Origin of the sequence: Sorangium sp. So ce295 (genome assembly GCF_051527405.1) — a bacterium.
In the GTDB taxonomy this organism is placed as follows: Bacteria; Myxococcota_A; Polyangia; order Polyangiales; family Polyangiaceae; genus Sorangium; species Sorangium cellulosum_B.
In genome coordinates, this window is the sequence record NZ_CP150324.1 from 29,225 (window position 1) to 46,169 (window position 16,945).

The following is a 16,945-nucleotide window of genomic DNA, read 5'->3' on the forward strand; positions in this document are numbered from 1 at the left end:
GGCCGCGCGGCGACGCTCAGCGCGCCTTGCGCGGCGTCGGCGCGAGCGGCTTGCGGTGCGACGTCGAGAGCGCGGGCCGATCTCTTCCGTCGACCACGAGCTCGAGATCGTCGAGCTCGAGCCTCGTCGAGAGCAAGCCGAGCAGGACGCGCGCGCCTCCGCGCCCATCGAGCTCGCTCACCACGCCGATCTTGTCGCCGAAGGGGCCTCGTCGCACGCGGACGCGGCTGCCCTTCTCCAGCACGCCGCCCTTGGCGGGATCCGGCGCGACCTTCGCGGCAGCTTCTGGCTCGCCGGACGGACCACGCTGCGCTCGCGGCGCGTGATCGGTCGAGGGCTTCTGCGGAGCCTCGGACTTCGCTTGCTGCTCTGCTTCGCCGTGCGGCGCTCGCCGGGCCGGGGCGTTGCCCTCTCCGACCCGCTTCAGCGAGGGCCGCGGCTCTCCGCCGCGGCCAGCGCCGGCGCCGGCGTTGCTCGGCGCCCTGAACAGCGTCGCCAGGGTCGGTCGGCGGGCGGGCAGGGCGGCCTCGACGCGCTCATCGCCGCGCGCTCGAGCCTGCTCCATCGAGCGCTCTCGCGCCCGGGCCTGCTCGGAGCGCCATCGCTCGTTCTCGGCCTCGAGCTCGGCGTGGGCGCGCGCCCGCTCCTGCTCGATGCCCTCGAGCTTGCGGTCGAGCGCGATGCGGTCGTTCTCGCGCGACCACGCGACGAGCCGGTAGATCGGGGCGAGCGCGACGAGCGCGTCCTCGAGCTGCTCATCGAGGATGTCGGCGTGCTCGACCGCCGTCTCGCGCGGGATCGCCCAGCCGATCCAGAGCGGCACCTGACCGTCGGCGGCGCGGCGGAGCATCTCGGCGATCGCGTCCGAGGTGGCCGCGCTGCAGGCGACGCGATCGCCGCCGGCGGCGCCGAACGAGAACTGCTCCGGGAGCGCGTGGAGCGCGCTCGTGAGCTCGGCGGAGAGCGGCGAGGCTGGAGCGCCCGTCGCCTCCTCCGTCGCCGAGAGGCGAGCCCGGAGGTTGTCGACGTCCACCTTCGCGTCCGGGTGGACCGCGAAGCACACCTGCACCTCGCTCTCCGAGATGCGCAGCGCGAGGAAGGCGTGCCGCGTGAAGGGGCTCGGATCGTCGATCGCGTCGGAGATCGAGCGGCCGCGGTCGAGGAGGCGATCGAGCTCGTCGCGCGCCGCCTGGTCGCGCCAGAAGAAGACCCACTGGCAGTCGGCCCGGTGCTTGTTGCGGATCGACGGGTGCTCGTCCGAGCCATGGACATCGACCGAGATGCCGAGCTCGGCCAGCCGGGAGACGACGCCGCGCGCCCAGGCGAGCGCGCGCTGCTTCACCTCGAGGCGGGGGCGTGAGTAGGCCTTCGAGGTCGCTTTTTCGGCGGCGTACGCGTCGAAGTCACGAGCGGTGAGGTGCAGGGAGGGATGGCTCATTGCTTCGACTGGTTGCGATGCGCGGCGTGGGCGGATGCTGCTCGTGGTCCGTCACGGGAGGAGCTGTGCTCCTCGTGAAAGTCGCGCGGATGGTATCGTGAGGAGCTTCGAAATCAAAGCTCCGCGCCGCGCGATCGATCCTGGCGTTGCGTGGAGGCGGCACGCTTGACCGCCCTGACAAGCATGTCACCGTAGGCACTCCCGTGCCCCATCAAGAGGGCGATCCCACCGATATCACGTAGAACCCCGCGTAAATCGCGCTTCTCCAGCGCAGCGGGGCAGCTCCCGGGCGCTCCAGTCACCCGAGTCATCCGAGTCACCCGAGCCCGTGAGCCTGCGAGGCCCGTCGGCCTGACGAAAGAGGAATCATGGAACAGCATCGAGACGAGCACATTGTCTGCGCGAGCTGCGGCACGTCGTTCCTATTCTCGGCCGCGGAAGCTGCCGTCTACGCCGAACGGAAGCTCGCTGCCCCGCCCAAGCGGTGCCGGACCTGCCGCCGTGCGCGCAAGGACAATCGAGGGGAGAGCGAGAGCGGATCGCCGGCTCGCGCTGCGGAGCGCCAGCGCCCTGGTTCGCCTCGGGGTGCCGGGGGGCATCGCAGCCTGGCGCGCGGCGACAGCCAGCCTCGGAAGCCCCGCTACACGGGCGACGTGAACGAGTACCGCAGCCCGATGCAGGACGCGTACTCGGGGCTGACGCCCGCATGGGCGGTGCAGAGTCACTACCCGAACCGCCCGCGCGGCGGCGCGCCCTTCCGGGATGACGGCAACTACCGCGCCCCCTCGTTCACCGGTGAGCGCCGCGCTGCCGCGCCGAGCCGCGGTCCGGCGCAGCAGCCTCGCGCGCCGCGCACTCGTCCGACGTTCTCGATCACCTGCAAGTCGTGCGGCTCCGAGGGCGAGGTCCCGTTCAAGCCGGTCGAGGGCCGCGACGTGTTCTGTCAGGCGTGCTACCGCGCGCGCAAGCCTTCCTGAGAGACGCCTCCTGCGACGCGCAGCCATCGCGCTGCGCCACACCCCCGAGCGCCGGTCGCTCCTCGTGCGGCCGGCGCGGCCGCGAAGCGGCGCCGAAGCCCGGCTGTCTCTGACCGGGCTTCGGGCGGGCGGAGCTAGAGGCTGATCTCGCAGGCGAGCTCGGAGGTGAAGCCGAGCTCGCCGAGCGTGATCGTGACCTTCACGCCGCCGCCGGACGCGCGGCGCGCTGTCTCCTCGACCATCCCCACGACCCACAGCCGGAGCGGCAGCGAAGCAGGGTCGAAGTCGCCGATGTGGAGCGTGACCCGCCCGGTCGGGCCCGTCGCCACGCGCCACGAGCCGAACGTGAAGAGCCGCGACCAGATCGATGTCCCGCGGCGCATGAGCGACGCGATGTCGGTCAGCGGGCGGGCGAACAGCGTGCGCACGAGGCTGTGCAGCTCGCCGCCCACGCCGAGCCTGCCGATGTCGCGCCAGCGCTCGAGATCGCGCAGGACCAGCGATGTCGCGAGCTCCATGTAGGCGTCGAGCGCCTCGAGCTCGTACCCGACGAGCGCGTTGATCGAGTCGTGCTTGAAGTCGTCGGCGTAGCGGAGCGGCATCTGCGAGACGACCTCGTCGCGCGCGCTCCTCCCGTACTCATCCACGATGGTGCGATCGACGCTCCGCAGGACGGGGCCGCGCACCTGGTACTGCCCGGCGAAGCGCGCCGGCAGCGGCCGGACCGGGGTGACGTTGGGCCGCCGCGTGTCGCGTGTCCGGTTCATCAAGGAGCCGAAGTCCGCGCTGCGGACGGTCGGCTCGGCCCGGTGCCCGAGGTCGGCGCTGCGCACCGTGGGCAGCGACTCGCCGCGCTGCGAGAGCATCGTGGGCTCCGAGCCGCGGCTCCGCAGCGCGTTCGAGAGCGTCATGCCGGGCGCGGGCTTCGCTGGCTCCGAGGACGACGGCCGCATCCCGGGCGGCGCCTCGGTGACGCGCCCCCCCGGCACGATCGACGGCGAGATGCGCATCGGCGGCGGAGGGTTCACGTCGAACCCCGGGCGCGATCGATCGCGCGAGGACGAGAGGCGATCGCGCTCGTTCTCCGGCGCGTTCCCCAGGCTCAGCGCCATCCGCCGCTGCACGTTGATCAGCCTGCCGAGCGCCGTCGTCCGCCGGGGCGGATCAGGCGCGACGCGCTCGAGCTCGCGGACGACGTCGCCGGCCGTCTGGAACCGCTTCGCGGGATCCTTTTGCAAGAGCCGCTGCACGATCGCCTCGAGCCGCGGGTCGACGGTCACGCCCGCCGAGGCGAGCGTGGGCACCTCGGCGTGCACGACGCGGAACGCGGTCGCCACGGCGGTCGGCGCGCGGAACGGCCGCGTGCCGGTGAGCACCTCGTAGAGGAGCACGCCCACCGAGAAGAGATCGCTCCGACCGTCGAGCGGCGACTCCCCCGTGGCCTGCTCGGGCGACAGATAGTCGGGCGTCCCGAACACGACGCCCGTGCGCGTCCGCGGCGAGGGGCCATCGGAGTCGAGCACCTTGGCGATGCCGAAGTCGAGCAGGCGGACGACGGCCGAGCCGCGGCTCGGATCGAAGGCGATGAAGATGTTCTCGGGCTTGAGATCGCGGTGGATGATCCCCGCGCGGTGCGCGGCGTCGAGCGCCTCGAGCACCGGGATCGCGACGCCGACGGCGGCCTCCATGTCGAGGCGGCCGAAGCGCGCGAGCGCCATGCCGAGCGACTCGCCGTCGAGGTGCTCCATCACGATGTACGGACCGAGCTCGCCGACGCCGGCGTCGATCACGTCGACGATGTTCGGGTGGCGGATCCGGTTGACCGCCTGCGCTTCCTGGAAGAACCGGTGCGAGAGCTCCGAGTTGTCCGCCAGCTCTGGGTGGAGGAATTTGATCGCAACGGCGCGACCTGCGAGCACGTGCTCCGCCCGGAACACGTCGCCCATGCCGCCCCCGCCGATGCGCTCCGCGAGGCGGTACTTGTTGTCGACGAGGAGGCCGGGGGTCGGGGGTCGAAACGCCATCTGCTGCCGCTGGCGGGCGAGGGACCAACGTCATGGTCCCCGAGAACACGCGCCCCTGTAAAGGGTTGGGAGGCACGGCCCTCCCGAAAGACCGATCCTATTCCTTCGGTGCCTGCCGCGGCTAGGTTACCTGCGTCAGGTGTGGGGCGGATCGCAGCGCGAAGTGACTTGCGCGCGGCAAGATCACGGTTCGGGTGCATTCTTCCGCAGTTCGGCGATCTGCTGGGCGATCTCCGCGAACCCGCGGCCCATGGGAAGGGACGCCACGAACTGCGGCGGTACGGACAGCTTGCCGAGGTGGGCGCGGACGTTGGCCACCCCGAAGGTCAGCACAAATGCGGCGAAGGCGACGCCGTCGTTGCCGCTGTCGCCGACGAACGCGTAGCGTTGCCGCGCCCGGGTGGGATCCTCACCGAACCGAGCGGAGAGCAGGCGCACAATCCCCGTGGCCTTGTCGGACGGGTCGTGCGTCAGGTGGAGGTGGACGCTCGAGAGCAGCGTCCTCACCCCCCGCTCGCGCAGCTCGGCGCGCATCTTCTGCACGTCTTCCGGCGGGACATGCCGGTGCTCCCCGATGTCGATGGTGACGTCGGTCACCCTCTGGTCGTTGTCGTCCGCGAGCGCCGCCGCCGGAAAACGACGCACCATGTCATTGGCGAGCCCGATGAGCTCGGCCCGACGGGCTTGCCGCGCTTCGCGGTCCAGGTCGTCGAGCGTGACGACGCGGCTGGCGCCGGCGCGCGGGGCGTGCCCTCCTCGATGGCCGGCGATGTCGCTTTCCTCCTCGCGGACCAGCGCGAGGGCTCCGTTTTCGACGATCGTCGCGTCGATCGGCCACTGCCGCTGGAGCACCTGGCCCCAGCCGGCGGGCCTGCCGGTGCAGGCGATCAGCGCGAGCCCCGTCTCGCGTAGACGGAAGAGCGCTGCGTACGCCGCCTCGGTGAGGGCGCCGTGATCCAGCACGGTGTCGTCGAGATCGAAGATCACCCCGGCGAGGGCGCGCGCGGCGTGGCGAGGGAGGAGGGAGAGCGGCTTCATCGGGCGATCGTCAGAGCGCGTCGATGCGCGCGATGAGGCTCTTCAGGTAGAGCCCCTCGGGGAAGGCGGCGGGGACGGGGTGATCCCCTCCCTGGAAGTGCCGGTCGAACACCGCGGCCTGCATGCGCGCGTCGCGCGCGCCGAGCGCGAGCACCCGGGTCAGATCGTCGAGGCTCACGGCGCTGGAGCAGGAGCAGAGCACGAGGACGCCGCCCGGGCGCGTGGCCCGGCACGCCCCGGCCGCGAGGCGCCGGTACGCCGTGAGCGCGGTGTCCTTGGTGGCGCGCGTGCCTGCGAGCTTCGGAGGGTCGCAGATGACGAGATCGTAGCCCGCGTGCCTCGACGCGTTCTGCAGCGCCTTGCGGGCGTCGTCGCGCGTGAACTTGATCCGGTCGAGGAGCCCGTTCTCCCGCGCGCACTCCGCCCCGACCTCGATCGCCGTCGCGCTCTCGTCGATCGCGAGGACCTCGCTCGCCCCGCCGCGGGCCGCCGCCATGGCGAACGTGCCGACGAAGCAGAAGGCATCGAGCACGCGCCGGTTGTGGGCCAGCTGCTCGACGCGGGTCCGCAGCGTCCGCTGGTCCAGGTAGAAGCCGGTCTTGTGGCCGAGCGCGAGCGGGATCGTGTACCGCAGCCCCCGCTCGACGAACCGGAGCTGATCGAGCGCGGGGTCGCCGCGCACCACGCCCGCGTCAGCGGTGAACCCCTCGAGCTTCGCGAGGGATTCCGGGGTCCTGTCCACGATCGCGCGGGGCGAGAGCGCCGCCTGGAGGGCGTCGAAGATCACCCCTTCGCGGCGCTTGATCCCGATCGTCCCGAGCTGCACGACGACCACGTCGCCGAACAGATCGACGATGAGCCCGGGCAGGCCGTCCCCCTCCGCGTGGATCAGCCGGAAGGCGTCGGTCTCATGGCCAGGCGCCCGGGCGGGCAGGCCGAGCTCGCGGCGGTGCGCGATGGCGCGCTCGATCCGGTGCCGGAACAGGGCCGCGTCGATCGGCCTGTCCTCGCGCGTGTACATGCGCACCGGGATGGCCGAGCGCGGTGTGTAGAGCCCGCGCCCGAGCACGCTGCCGTAGGGGTCGGTGACGACGACCTCGTCCCCGGCCACCGCGCCGCCCTCGATGCGCGCGATCGCCTGAGCGAACACCCAGGGATGCCCCGACCACACCGGCCGAACATGACCCTGCTTCAACGTAACCGTAGGCATGGTGGAATCCGATTGGTCTCGATGTTGGCAGGGCTCCCGACAGGGGCGACCGCGCCGTGACCTTTGCCGTGGGAGCTAGTACCCTGCGGAACGGCGCGCGTGTGAACCTTCCGCCACAGCGTGCCGTGGCGGCCGATGCACGCCGGCGTGCTGCGTGGCCATGGTGACGACGATCCCGCAAGATGGTCGATGGCATCCCGGTTGCTAACTTCCCTGCACCGAAGAGGAGTCGCCCGATGCGCCGTTGCTTGACCCATGCCCTTGTTGCTGTGGCGATGACCGCGCCGATGAGCGCGTTCGCGCAGGAGGACAGCAACTGTCCTCCCGGCGCGTGGTTCTGCGAGGAAGTGGAGCCGCCTCGCGATCCCGTCGCGGAACCGCCGCCCGCCGCTCCTGCCGAGGCCGCGCCTGACGAGGCGCCGCCGCCCCCGCCGCCGGCCAGGGGGGCCGCCCGCCGGGCCCCGCCGGTCGTCGTCTACGAGACCTCGCCGTCGGGCCCGCCTCCTCAGGTGATCGTCGTGGCGCCTGGGGCGGCCCCTCCGCCGCGCGTGATCGTGCGCCGCGTGGCGCCGCCGGCGCCGCCCCCGCCGGTGAAGCGGCGCTGGCGGCGCCACTGGGGGATCAACCTCCGCATGGAGGGCGTCATGTTGGGGCGCGAGCACGGCGGAGCGGAAGACGCTGGCATGGGAGGCGTCGGGATCAGCCTGCGCTACCGGCCTGTCCCGGCGTTCGCGATCGATGCGGGCGCCGACTTCCTCGCGGGCACGGACTACAACGGCGACCAGCGGACCGAGGTGCCGCTCTCGCTGAGCGGGATGCTGTTCGTCAACCCGCGCAGCCGCACCCAGTTTTACTTCATGGGCGGCCTGAACATCGCGCACGCCGAGGTCGATCGCTCCTCGAGCGAGGCCGCGGCCGGCGGCGCCGAGTTCGCTCCGGACACGGAGTACGACTATTTCGGCGCGCACGGCGGCATCGGCCTCGAGTTCCGGCTTTCGCCCCGCATCGCCCTGAACGTCGACGCGCTCGGCTTCGTGCGCAGCCGCACGGACGATGGGCTCGTTCCCGAGTTCACGGATCCCGACACCGGCCGGACGACCAACACGTCGGGCGGGGGGCTCTTCCGCGGCGGGCTCAGTATTTACTGGTGAGCGGCTCCTCATAGCCTCCCGTCCACCCTGACCGCGCGGTGTTCGCGTCCGTTCTGCTCTCGACCAGGCGGTCGCGGTCCGGACCGTCTCCACGCGGTATAACGCACGCATCGTGCCCCAGGCCTCGATCATGCGCGCGCTCCGTGGCCGCGCCCCGCTGTTGCTCGCCCTCGCTGGCGGCGCGACGTTCGCCCTCACGGCGCCGCCGACGGATCTGGTCCCCGCCGTCATCGTTGGCCTCGCTCTGCTGGCGGCCGCCGTCCACGACGCCCCGACGATCTGGCGCGCCTTCGGGCGCGGCGCTGTCTGGGGAACGGCGGCGGGCGTCGTGGGGCTGCGCTTCGTGCCGGAGGTCATCCAGCGGTTCACACCTCTCGGCTCGGCGGCCTCGTACCTCGCGCTGGTGCTGCTCGCGGCCGCCCAGTCGCTGGTCTGGGCGATCTGCGGCGGCATCACGAGCGCGCTCCTCCGGCGGCTGCGCGTTCCCCTCGAGCTCGCCTTTGCGACCGGCGTGTTCGCCGCCGTGGCCATCCCGACCGTCTTCGGCTGGACTCCTGCGGGTCTCATGAGCCCCTGGCCGGCGCTCGTGCAGCTCGCCGATCTCATCGGCGAGCGGGGCGTCTCCGTGCTGTTCGCCGTCGGGGCGGCCTTGCTCACCCGCGCTGGCCTGGCCGCCTCGGGGAGGGCGCCGGGCGGGCGGCCGCTCGAGCGCGCGCCCGCGCAGGAACCGCGGCCCACCCGCCTTCGGTTGCCCCGCGCGATCTTCTACCCGGCGCTCTCGAGCATCGCGCTGTTCGGGCTGCTCGCGGCTCACGGCGCGCTGCGGATGGCGGCGGTGGAGCGCGCCGGCGCCGGCCTGCCGACCGCGCGCGTCGCGCTCGTCAACCAGGCGGTGGGGCCTCACGAGCGCTGGCAGGCGAAGAACCACCCGCGGATCTTGCGAACCCTGCACGAGCTCACCCGGGAGGCCGAGGCCGGCGGCGCAGAGCTCACTCTCTGGCCCGAGGCGGCGTACCCTTACCCCCTCTCGCACAGCGCCCGGCAGGCGCCGCGCGGCGGTCGCGCGATCCTGGGGCCCGGCATCCGTGGCCCGATCCTCGCGGGGCTCATCACCCAGGCGCCGCCCGTGAAGGCCGCCGACGGCGTCGAGGAACGGAACAGCTACAACTCCGCGACCCTCGTGCTCCCCGATGGGAGCATGCAGCCGACGCAGGACAAGCTGCAGCTGCTCTGGTTCGGCGAGACGGTCCCGGGCGGCGCTTACCTGCCCTGGCTGCGGCGCATCTTCCAGAAGAGCGGTGGGCTCGTCCCGGGCGCGGAGCCGCGCGCCCTCACGTTGCCCCGAGAGCACGGGCCCGCGCTCCGGATCGGGGTGCTCAACTGTTACGAGGACACGCTCACCGGGGTGGGGCGGCGGATCACCGGGGCGCTCGCCCCGAACCTCCTCGTCAACATCACGAACGACGCCTGGTTCACCGGGAGCGCCGAGCCCGAGCTGCATGCGAGGCTCGCGGTCATGCGCGCCATCGAGCTGCGCCGTGATCTCGTGCGGGCGGTGAACCTCGGCGTCGTGTCATGGATCGACGCCCGAGGCGTGGTGCGCAGCCGCGATGAGAGCGCTGCGCCGGGGGTGACCTTCGCGACCCCCTCGGTCAGGGACACGCCGCTGACGCTCTACACCCGTCTGGGCGACGCCCCGATGGCGTTGCTGCTCGCCTTCGCGAGCGTCGCTTGCGCGCTCCGGGCGCGACGCTCCACAGCGAAGGCCCCGCGGCAAGCCCGGGGCGTCAGCTCGGGGGCGCGAACGCCTGCGGGGCCCCCGGAGCTCGCGCCGCCCGATGCGGCGACGCAAGCTGCGGCCACGGACGCGCCGCTCAGCCGTCCTTGAGCGCCTTGACGGGCGCCGCGCGGAGCTTGCGGCTCGCCGGCTTGCCCTTGATGGTCATCGGCTGCTTCGTGAACGGATTGACGCCTTCCCGGTCCTGCGTGGCCGGGATCTCCTTCGCCTTGATCTTCACGAGGCCCGGAACCGTGACCTCGCCCGGCCCCTCCGGACCGAGCTCTTTCTTCACCAGCTCGCCGAGCGCATCGAGCACGCTGGCCACGGACTTCTTGTCGAGGTGGGTGGCCTCGGCAAGACCGACGATCATCTGCGCCTTGGTCAGCTTGTTCGAACCGGGCATGTTTCCTCCAAGTCGAAAGGGGGCGTCCGTTTAACAAGCGAGGTTTCGCATCGCAAGCGATAACTCATCGCGCCCCCGTCTTCTTTTGCCTCGCGGTGCTGCGATGCGGCTTGATTACAGTGTTGCTGTTGCTTCGTGACGCCGCCGCGGCCTCGAGCTCCCGGGTCAAATCCGTCATTTCCCGTTCTTCTGCGTCGGTCTTGTGGTCGTAGCCGAGCAGGTGGAGCAGGCCGTGCCCGAGCAGCATCGTGATCTCGTCGAGCAGCGGGCGATCGCGCTCGGCGGCCTGCCGCGCGGCCGTGTCGATCGAGACGATCACGTCGCCGAGGAGACCGCGCCATACCGACGGATCCACGGGACCTCGCCGGCCGCGCCTGCGCGAGTCGGCCCCGTTCTGGTCCAGCATCGGGAAGGCAAGGACGTCGGTCGGCTTGTCCTTGCGCCGGTAGCTGCGGTTGAGCTCGTGGATGGCCTCATCGTTCACCAGGGCGACGGAGAGCTCCACGCCCTGCAACGCGAGGTGGGAGAGCATCTTGCTCGCCCGCCGGCGCACGACCGCCGTCGACACCCCCTTGAAGGGCCCTCCCTGCGTCGTGACGGACACGACCGCGGGGGCCGCCGGGCGGCTCCCGCGGCGCGTCGTCCCCGAGCTCTCCTTGCGCTTCTCGGCCACGGGATCGCTATACCAGCTCGGGGATCTTCTTCGCATCTGCCAAGAACTGCGCGAGCCCGACGTCGGTGAGCGGGTGCCTGGTCAGCTGCTTGATGACCTTGAGCGGCATCGTCGCCGCGTGCGAGCCGATCATGGCGGCCTGCACGAAGTGGACGGGGTGCCGCACGCTCGCGGTGAGCACCTGCGTCGAGAACCCGTAGTTCCTGAAGATGGTCACGACCTGCAGGACGAGATCCATCCCGTCCCCCGCGGCGTCGTCGACGCGCCCGACGAACGGCGACACGTACGTGGCCCCGGCCTTGGCCGCGAGCAGCGCCTGGGCGGCCGAGAAGCAGAGGGTCACGTTCGTCTTGATGCCCTCGGAAGCGAAGATCCGGGCGGCCTTGAGCCCCTCGTCGATGAGCGGCACCTTGACCACCACGTTCCGGTGAATCTTCGCGAGCTCGCGACCCTCGCGGAGGATCGCGTCCTTCTCGACCGCCACCACCTCGGCCGAGATGGGGCCGTCGACCACCTCGCATATCTCGGCGATCGCCCGCTTCGTCGGCTTGCCGGTCTTGGCGAGGAGCGACGGGTTGGTCGTGACGCCGTCGATGACCCCCATCGACTGCGCTTCCTTGATTTCCGCGATATCCCCTGAATCGATGAACACCTTCATGATGCTGCCTCCGGGAACCGATGGATCGGCCCTTCGGCGGTGTTCATGCTGGGGTCAGATGCCGAGGAGCAAGGGCCTGACAGGGGCCCTCGCTGCCTCGTTCTGGCTGCCAGGCGGAGCGGGCAGGGGGCGCCGGCTCAGGCCGTCGCCTCGTCCTCACCGCCATGGCACTTGTTGAACGGCTTGCCGCTGCCGCAGGGGCACTCCTGCTCCTGCATGACGGCAGGCTGCGGGAGCGCCGGGGCGGGGTTCGCGCCGATCGGGAGGGACTCGTCGTGCTGCGCGACCGCGTCGAGCAGCGCCGCGGCGTGGCGCTCGCGATCCGCAGCCTCGATCTGCGCCTCTTCCTGCTCGGCGCGCCTGACGTTCACGCTGAAGAGCTTCGTGACCACGTTCGAGGAGACGCGGGCCACCATGTTGACGAACATGTTGTAGCCCTCCTTCTTGTACTCCTGCTTCGGGTCCTTTTGCCCGTAGCCGCGCAGGCCGATGCCGTCGCGGAGGTGGTCCATGTCGGTCAGGTGGTCGACCCAGGCCTTGTCGAGCTCCTCCAGGTAGAGGTGGCGGAAGATGCGCAGCGACAGCTCGACGCCGATCTCCTCCTCGCGCTTCTCGTACGCCTTCTCGGCGCGCTCGTAGAGCTCCCGCGCCAGCGTCTCCTGGTCGCCGATGTGCGCGATGTCGTCCGGCAGCTCGACGCCGAAGTGCTCGCGGAAGCCCTGGAAGATGCCGCCCCAGTCCCAGTCCTCCGGCGGCTTGCGGGCCGGGCACGACTCCTCGACCATCGCGCCGATGATCCGGTCCATCAGATCGAGCAGCCGCTCGCGCTGCTCGGTGAGCGCCAGGGGCATGAGCTCGGAGCACTCGTCGTAGATCTCGAGGGCCTTGTCGGCGCGCGTCTCGAGCTCGATCTTCACGCCCCAGCGCGTGTAGATCTCGCGCTGCATGTTCTCGAGCTCGACGAACCGCTCCGTCTTTTCGAAGTCCTTTCGCACGATCTCGCGCCGGTTGCCGTCCGCGTCGAGCGGCATCACCGGGTCGTTCGCGAACATGCCGAGCAGGTAGCCGACGTCCGGGCGGACGAGCTCCACGATGGACGCGAGCGGCTTGATCGCCCGCTTCTCGCCCGTCGGCTTCCCCTCCTCATCGAGGACTTCGGGATAGTAACGGCCGACGAGCAGCGACTGGCGCATGTCGTAGATCGTCTTGCGCTGCGCGCTCATCACGTCGTCGTACTCGAGCAGGTTCTTGCGGATGTCGAAGTTGCGCTCCTCGACCTTCTTCTGCGCGTTCTCGACGCTCTTCGTCACCCACGGGTGCTCGATGGGCTCGTCGTCGGGCATGCCCATCCGCTCCATCAGGTTCTTCACCCGATCCCCGGCGAAGATGCGCATGAGGTCGTCCTCGAGGGACAGGTAGAACTTCGACGTCCCGGGGTCGCCCTGGCGGCCGGCGCGGCCGCGCAGCTGGTTGTCGATGCGGCGCGACTCGTGCCGCTCGGTGCCCAGGATGTACAGCCCGCCGAGCTCGCGAATCTCGTCGCCCTCGGCGGAACACTCCTTCTTGAGCTCGTCGACCAGGGCCTCGAACGCATCGGGCTCCGCCTCGGGCTGGCGGTTCTGCTCCTTGAACTTGAGCTTGGCGAGCATCTCCGCGTTGCCGCCCAGGATGATGTCCGTCCCGCGACCCGCCATGTTCGTCGAGACCGTGATGGCCCCTTTGCGGCCCGCCTGCGCGACCACGTAGGCCTCGTTCTCGTGGTGCTTCGCGTTCAGCACGTTGTGCTTCACGCCGCGCTTCGTCAGGATCCGGCTGATCGCGGTGCTCTTCTCGACGCTCGTCGTGCCCACCAGGATCGGCTGGCCGAGCTCGTGCTTCTCGAGGATCTCGTTGATGACCGCCGTGAACTTCTCCTTCTCGGTCTTGTAGACGAGATCCTCGTAGTCGACGCGGACCACCGGCTTGTTCGTGGGGATGATGACGCAGTCGAGCTTGTACGTGCTGTGGAACTCCGCCGCTTCCGTGTCCGCGGTGCCGGTCATCCCGGAGAGCTTCTTGTACAGCCGGAACAGGTTCTGGAAGGTGATCGTCGCCATCGTCCGGCTCTCCTCCTGGATCCGGACGTTCTCCTTCGCCTCGACGGCCTGGTGCAGGCCGTCCGACCACCGACGGCCCGCGAGGACGCGGCCGGTGAACTCATCGATGATGAGCACCTTGCCGTCGCGTACCATGTAGTTGACATCGCGCTTGTACAGCGTGTGAGAGCGCAGGCACTGGTTCAGGATGTGCAGCGTCTCGAGGTTCACCGGATCATAGAGGTTCGTGCCCTTGAGCACCTGGAGCGAGGCGAGCAGCCGCTCTGCCGTCTCCACCCCCTCGTCGGTCAGCGTCACCGAGTGCCCCTTCTCGTCGACGGTGTAGTGCTCCTCGTTCCGGAGCTGGGGGATGACCTCGTTGATCGTGCGGTACTTGTCGCTCGAGCGCTCCCCCTGCCCGCTGATGATGAGCGGAGTCCGCGCCTCGTCGATGAGGATGGAGTCGACCTCGTCGACGATCGCATAGTGCAGCGGGCGCTGAGCGTACTCGAGCGCCGAGAACTTCATGTTGTCGCGCAGGTAGTCGAAGCCGAACTCGTTGTTCTGGCCGTACGTGATGTCGCAGCGGTACGCGTGGCGCTTCTCGGCGTCGCCCTGCTGGTTGACCACCACGCCCGTCGACAGGCCGAGGAAGCCGTACAGCTTGCCCATCCACTCGGCGTCGCGCCGCGCCAGGTAATCGTTCACCGTGACGACGTGGACGCCCTTACCCTCGAGGGCGTTCAGATAGCAGGGGAGCGTCGCGACCAGGGTCTTGCCCTCGCCGGTGCGCATCTCGGCGATGCAGCCGTTGTGGAGCACCATGCCGCCGATGAGCTGCACGTCGTAATGGCGCATCTTGAGCGCGCGCTTCGACGCCTCGCGGCAGACCGCGAACGCCGGGACCAGGATGTCGTCCAGCGTCGCCCCGTTGGAGAGCTTCTCCTTGAACTCCGCCGTCTTCGCTCGGAGCTGGGCGTCCGAGAGCTTCTGCAGCTCCGGCTCCATCCTGCTGATCACCTCGACCCGGGGTCGCATGCGGCGGATGGCACGCTCGTGCGAGGTGCCGAAAATCTTCTTCATCGCCCAAGTGAACATCTTTAGGTGCCTTGGCTCCGCGGCGGTCAGGTGGGAGGAGAGGGTCCGGCCGAGGAACGCGAACGTAGTCGCGCCGCGGGCGTCGCGCAATTCCAGGACCGCGCGCGGTCGACGACGCCGCCGACGCGATCCGCCCGAGGCTCCGCAGCCCGGGTCCCCGTCAGGCGTTCGTCGTCCGATCCCGCTCCGCGCGCGGGCGAACGCTCGTCCCCGCGCCGCGCGCCCAGCGGACCACGACCGTCCCGGGCCATCAGGGGGGCGCCCCGGGGCGGCGCGTCACGTCGCGAGGTGGAGGCGTCAAGCCGTGGTGCACGAGGGGGGACTCGAACCCCCAAGCCTCCCGGCGCCGGAACCTAAAACCGGTGCGTATACCAATTCCGCCACTCGTGCGCGCGGACGCTTGTGGCACCCTACGCCAGCCTCATCAAGCGGGAAAATCAGTTTGCTGCGTTGCGCCGAACGCGTCAGGGCGGGGCAGCGCGAGCGGCCCGGACATGTGGCCCGCGGTACGTCGAGCCTGGAGCAACCGGCGGATCGGCGGACCGCGCCGCCTTGGCGGGGCCGCAAACCTGGGCTGGCCCGTGCGCACGAACCGCCCACCGACGGCCAGCGACGCGGTGGGTAAGCCGACAGGGTGGGGGGGCGCTCTTCGTCGGGGCGGAGAGGCGCTGCGGAGGGAGCGCGAAATGGGCACAGCGGCGGCCCCGGGGTCGGCGGGGCAGCCTCACCGGCAGCGACGCTCGAACGAGCGCGTTGCCGCCGAGAACAGGGGAAACGAGGCCCAGGCGACGGCGGCGCCTCGCCTTCGGCACGTGCGTTGCGAAGGGGGGACCGTCCGCGGACGCGGATGCTGCCGCTGAACGACGGAGGGGGCGCGCTCATCGCCGTCCTCGTCGATGCGGCGCAATTCGACTGCAAGCCGCAGGGATACCCGATGACGTACCAACCGAACGTTCTCCTCCTCGATCAGGACCATGTCCTCCGGAGGGCCACGGCGCTCCTCCTCTGCAACCGCGGCGCGCTCGTCAGCCCGGCCGCGACCTTGGAGGAAGCGATCTCCCTCTCCCGCGAGCGCGTCTACGACGTCGCGCTGATCGATCTCGCCTCCGGAACGAAAGGCGCCCGGGAGATCCTGGGCCGCCTGCGGCGCGAGGGCACGATGCCCCGGCGGGTCATCTTCTGTGCCGACGAGCCGGTCTCGTGCGACGGCACGGACGACGTCAGCGAGGTCCTGCTCAAGCCGTACGCCTTCGGTCGGCTGCTCAGCACGATCTTCGTCGACCTCAGCCCCCGGCCCTCCACGCAGTCCGGGGTCTTTCCTCGCCTCCGCCTGGTCCAGGGCGAACGCGCCGACCTGGAGGGGAGCCGCCCGAGCGCGCCTGGCGCTGCGGCGGGTATGGAGGGCGTGGAAGGCCACCGCGCCGAGCGGCGCACCTTCATCGAGGCGAACGGCGCCGCGGTGTACCGGCTCCAGCGCAGGCCGCGCAGCGGCACCTCCGGGCGGACGCTCAGGCCGTCGCGGCGAGCACCTCGAGGTGCTCGCCATCCCGGATGACGATCCGCCGCCGGTCGAACGCGATCAGGCCGGCGCGCTTCAGCTTGCCGAGCAGCAGGGTGACCGTCTCGCGTGTGGACCCGATCAGCAGCGCGATGTCCGCGTGCGTGAACGGGGCCGACACCAGCTGGCCGGCGGTGTGGGGCTGCCCCCATCGCCGCGCAGCGGCGCGGAGGAACTCGATCAGGCGCGCTTCGACCGTGCAGAGGAGCAGGGAGCCGAGGCGCGCCTCGGTCTCGAGCTTGCGCGCCACGAGCGCCGCCGCGAGCGCGCCGCGGAGCGCTGCGTCGGAGGCGAGCTGCCGCTCGAGACCGGCGAGCGGCACCACGAGCGCGTTCCCCTCGTCGAGCACCGTCGCGCTCTCGGAGGAGACCGTCGCGCCCGCGAGCGCGCCCTCGCCGACGAGGTCGCCAGGCCCGCGGTGCCCGAGCGGAACCACCCGACCGTCGGCGACGCGCTCGACCTTCACGCGACCCGCCCCGATCAGGAACAGGTGCCTCGGCGGCGCGCCCTGCTGGCAAAGGCACTGCCTGCGCGCGAGCCGCTCGACCCTGCCGAGCTCGAACAGCGCCCGCCGGCTCGGTGAGGCCAGCGAGGCGAGGGGTGAGCGAGACAGGATCCGCTCCTTCTCGACATCCTGCGAAGCCCCGCCGCGCATGCCCTCCGCCTCCATCCCGTGCCCGTGCGTAGGTCCGCGCACCTTCGGCTTTCCCATCGCGCCTTCGCCCAACCTTTCGGGATTTCAAGCCTCCCGATCGGCGGCCGATAGTGCAACGATCGGCAGATGGGGGCCAATCCGAACTGGCTGCGGGCAGAGCTCCGCGCGGGGCGAAAAATCTACCGCGACGAAGGCTGAAACCATGTT

The 16,945-nt window shown here is 70.7% G+C and carries 13 protein-coding genes, 1 tRNA gene and 1 pseudogene; 5 read left to right on the top strand and 10 right to left on the bottom strand.

Annotated elements, in window-relative coordinates; genetic code table 11:
• Nucleotides 1-16: 16 nt before the first annotated feature.
• Entirely contained in the window at nt 17-1,438 is a 1,422-nt protein-coding gene (locus tag WMF11_RS00100) for a hypothetical protein (protein ID WP_437906383.1), read from the bottom strand.
• Between the two features lie 368 nt (nt 1,439-1,806).
• Here WMF11_RS00100 and WMF11_RS00105 point away from each other — a divergent pair.
• Both WMF11_RS00105 and WMF11_RS00110 read left to right on the top strand, forming a co-directional pair.
• Nucleotides 1,807-1,947, top strand: a pseudogene (locus WMF11_RS00105) (zinc-ribbon domain containing protein); the annotation flags it as partial.
• A 144-nt stretch (nt 1,948-2,091) separates the two neighbouring features.
• Nucleotides 2,092-2,415, top strand: coding sequence for a CxxC-x17-CxxC domain-containing protein (locus tag WMF11_RS00110; RefSeq protein WP_437555672.1), 324 nt, complete (start codon nt 2,092-2,094; stop codon nt 2,413-2,415).
• Nucleotides 2,416-2,549: 134 nt separating this feature from the next.
• Here the strand turns inward: WMF11_RS00110 and WMF11_RS00115 are convergent, their stop codons facing one another.
• The 3 genes from WMF11_RS00115 to WMF11_RS00125 all read right to left on the bottom strand — a co-directional run bounded on the left by WMF11_RS00115 (nt 2,550) and on the right by WMF11_RS00125 (nt 6,687).
• Nucleotides 2,550-4,439, bottom strand: coding sequence for a serine/threonine-protein kinase (locus WMF11_RS00115; protein WP_437548427.1), 1,890 nt, complete (start codon nt 4,437-4,439; stop codon nt 2,550-2,552).
• Between the two features lie 183 nt (nt 4,440-4,622).
• The gene (locus WMF11_RS00120) at nt 4,623-5,477 is read right to left on the bottom strand and encodes an HAD family hydrolase (protein ID WP_437906384.1); all 855 of its coding nucleotides are present in this window, start codon (nt 5,475-5,477) and stop codon (nt 4,623-4,625) included.
• A 10-nt stretch (nt 5,478-5,487) separates the two neighbouring features.
• Nucleotides 5,488-6,687, bottom strand: coding sequence for a class I SAM-dependent rRNA methyltransferase (locus WMF11_RS00125; RefSeq protein ID WP_437976014.1), 1,200 nt, complete (start codon nt 6,685-6,687; stop codon nt 5,488-5,490).
• A 236-nt stretch (nt 6,688-6,923) separates the two neighbouring features.
• Between WMF11_RS00125 and WMF11_RS00130 the strand changes: the two genes are divergently transcribed.
• Nucleotides 6,924-7,838 (top strand): outer membrane beta-barrel protein, encoded by a 915-nt coding sequence (locus tag WMF11_RS00130; protein WP_437976015.1) that lies wholly within the window; start codon nt 6,924-6,926, stop codon nt 7,836-7,838.
• Nucleotides 7,839-7,950: 112 nt separating this feature from the next.
• A complete protein-coding gene (gene lnt / locus WMF11_RS00135; RefSeq protein WP_437976016.1) occupies nt 7,951-9,726 on the top strand; it encodes an apolipoprotein N-acyltransferase in 1,776 nt (591 codons plus the stop codon).
• Here the strand turns inward: lnt and WMF11_RS00140 are convergent.
• From WMF11_RS00140 to WMF11_RS00160, 5 genes are all read right to left on the bottom strand, one after another.
• A complete protein-coding gene (locus WMF11_RS00140) occupies nt 9,713-10,021 on the bottom strand; it encodes an HU family DNA-binding protein (protein ID WP_272097071.1) in 309 nt (102 codons plus the stop codon). The two genes, lnt and WMF11_RS00140, sit on opposite strands and share 14 nt — an antisense overlap.
• Before the next feature lie 64 nt (nt 10,022-10,085).
• Nucleotides 10,086-10,694 (bottom strand): rRNA maturation RNase YbeY, encoded by a 609-nt coding sequence (gene ybeY, locus WMF11_RS00145; protein WP_437548437.1) that lies wholly within the window; start codon nt 10,692-10,694, stop codon nt 10,086-10,088.
• A 7-nt stretch (nt 10,695-10,701) separates the two neighbouring features.
• Nucleotides 10,702-11,352 (bottom strand): fructose-6-phosphate aldolase, encoded by a 651-nt coding sequence (gene fsa / locus WMF11_RS00150; protein WP_437906388.1) that lies wholly within the window; start codon nt 11,350-11,352, stop codon nt 10,702-10,704.
• Between the two features lie 137 nt (nt 11,353-11,489).
• Nucleotides 11,490-14,525 (bottom strand): preprotein translocase subunit SecA, encoded by a 3,036-nt coding sequence (gene secA, locus WMF11_RS00155; protein ID WP_437548441.1) that lies wholly within the window; start codon nt 14,523-14,525, stop codon nt 11,490-11,492.
• Nucleotides 14,526-14,830: 305 nt separating this feature from the next.
• A tRNA-Leu gene (locus WMF11_RS00160) sits at nt 14,831-14,915 on the bottom strand.
• A gap of 457 nt (nt 14,916-15,372) precedes the next feature.
• Between WMF11_RS00160 and WMF11_RS00165 the strand changes: the two genes are divergently transcribed.
• Entirely contained in the window at nt 15,373-16,080 is a 708-nt protein-coding gene (locus WMF11_RS00165; RefSeq protein ID WP_437976017.1) for a response regulator, read from the top strand.
• Here the strand turns inward: WMF11_RS00165 and WMF11_RS00170 are convergent.
• A complete protein-coding gene (locus WMF11_RS00170) occupies nt 16,034-16,795 on the bottom strand; it encodes a Crp/Fnr family transcriptional regulator (RefSeq protein ID WP_437976018.1) in 762 nt (253 codons plus the stop codon). The genes WMF11_RS00165 and WMF11_RS00170 overlap by 47 nt on opposite strands.
• Nucleotides 16,796-16,945 lie beyond the last annotated feature (150 nt).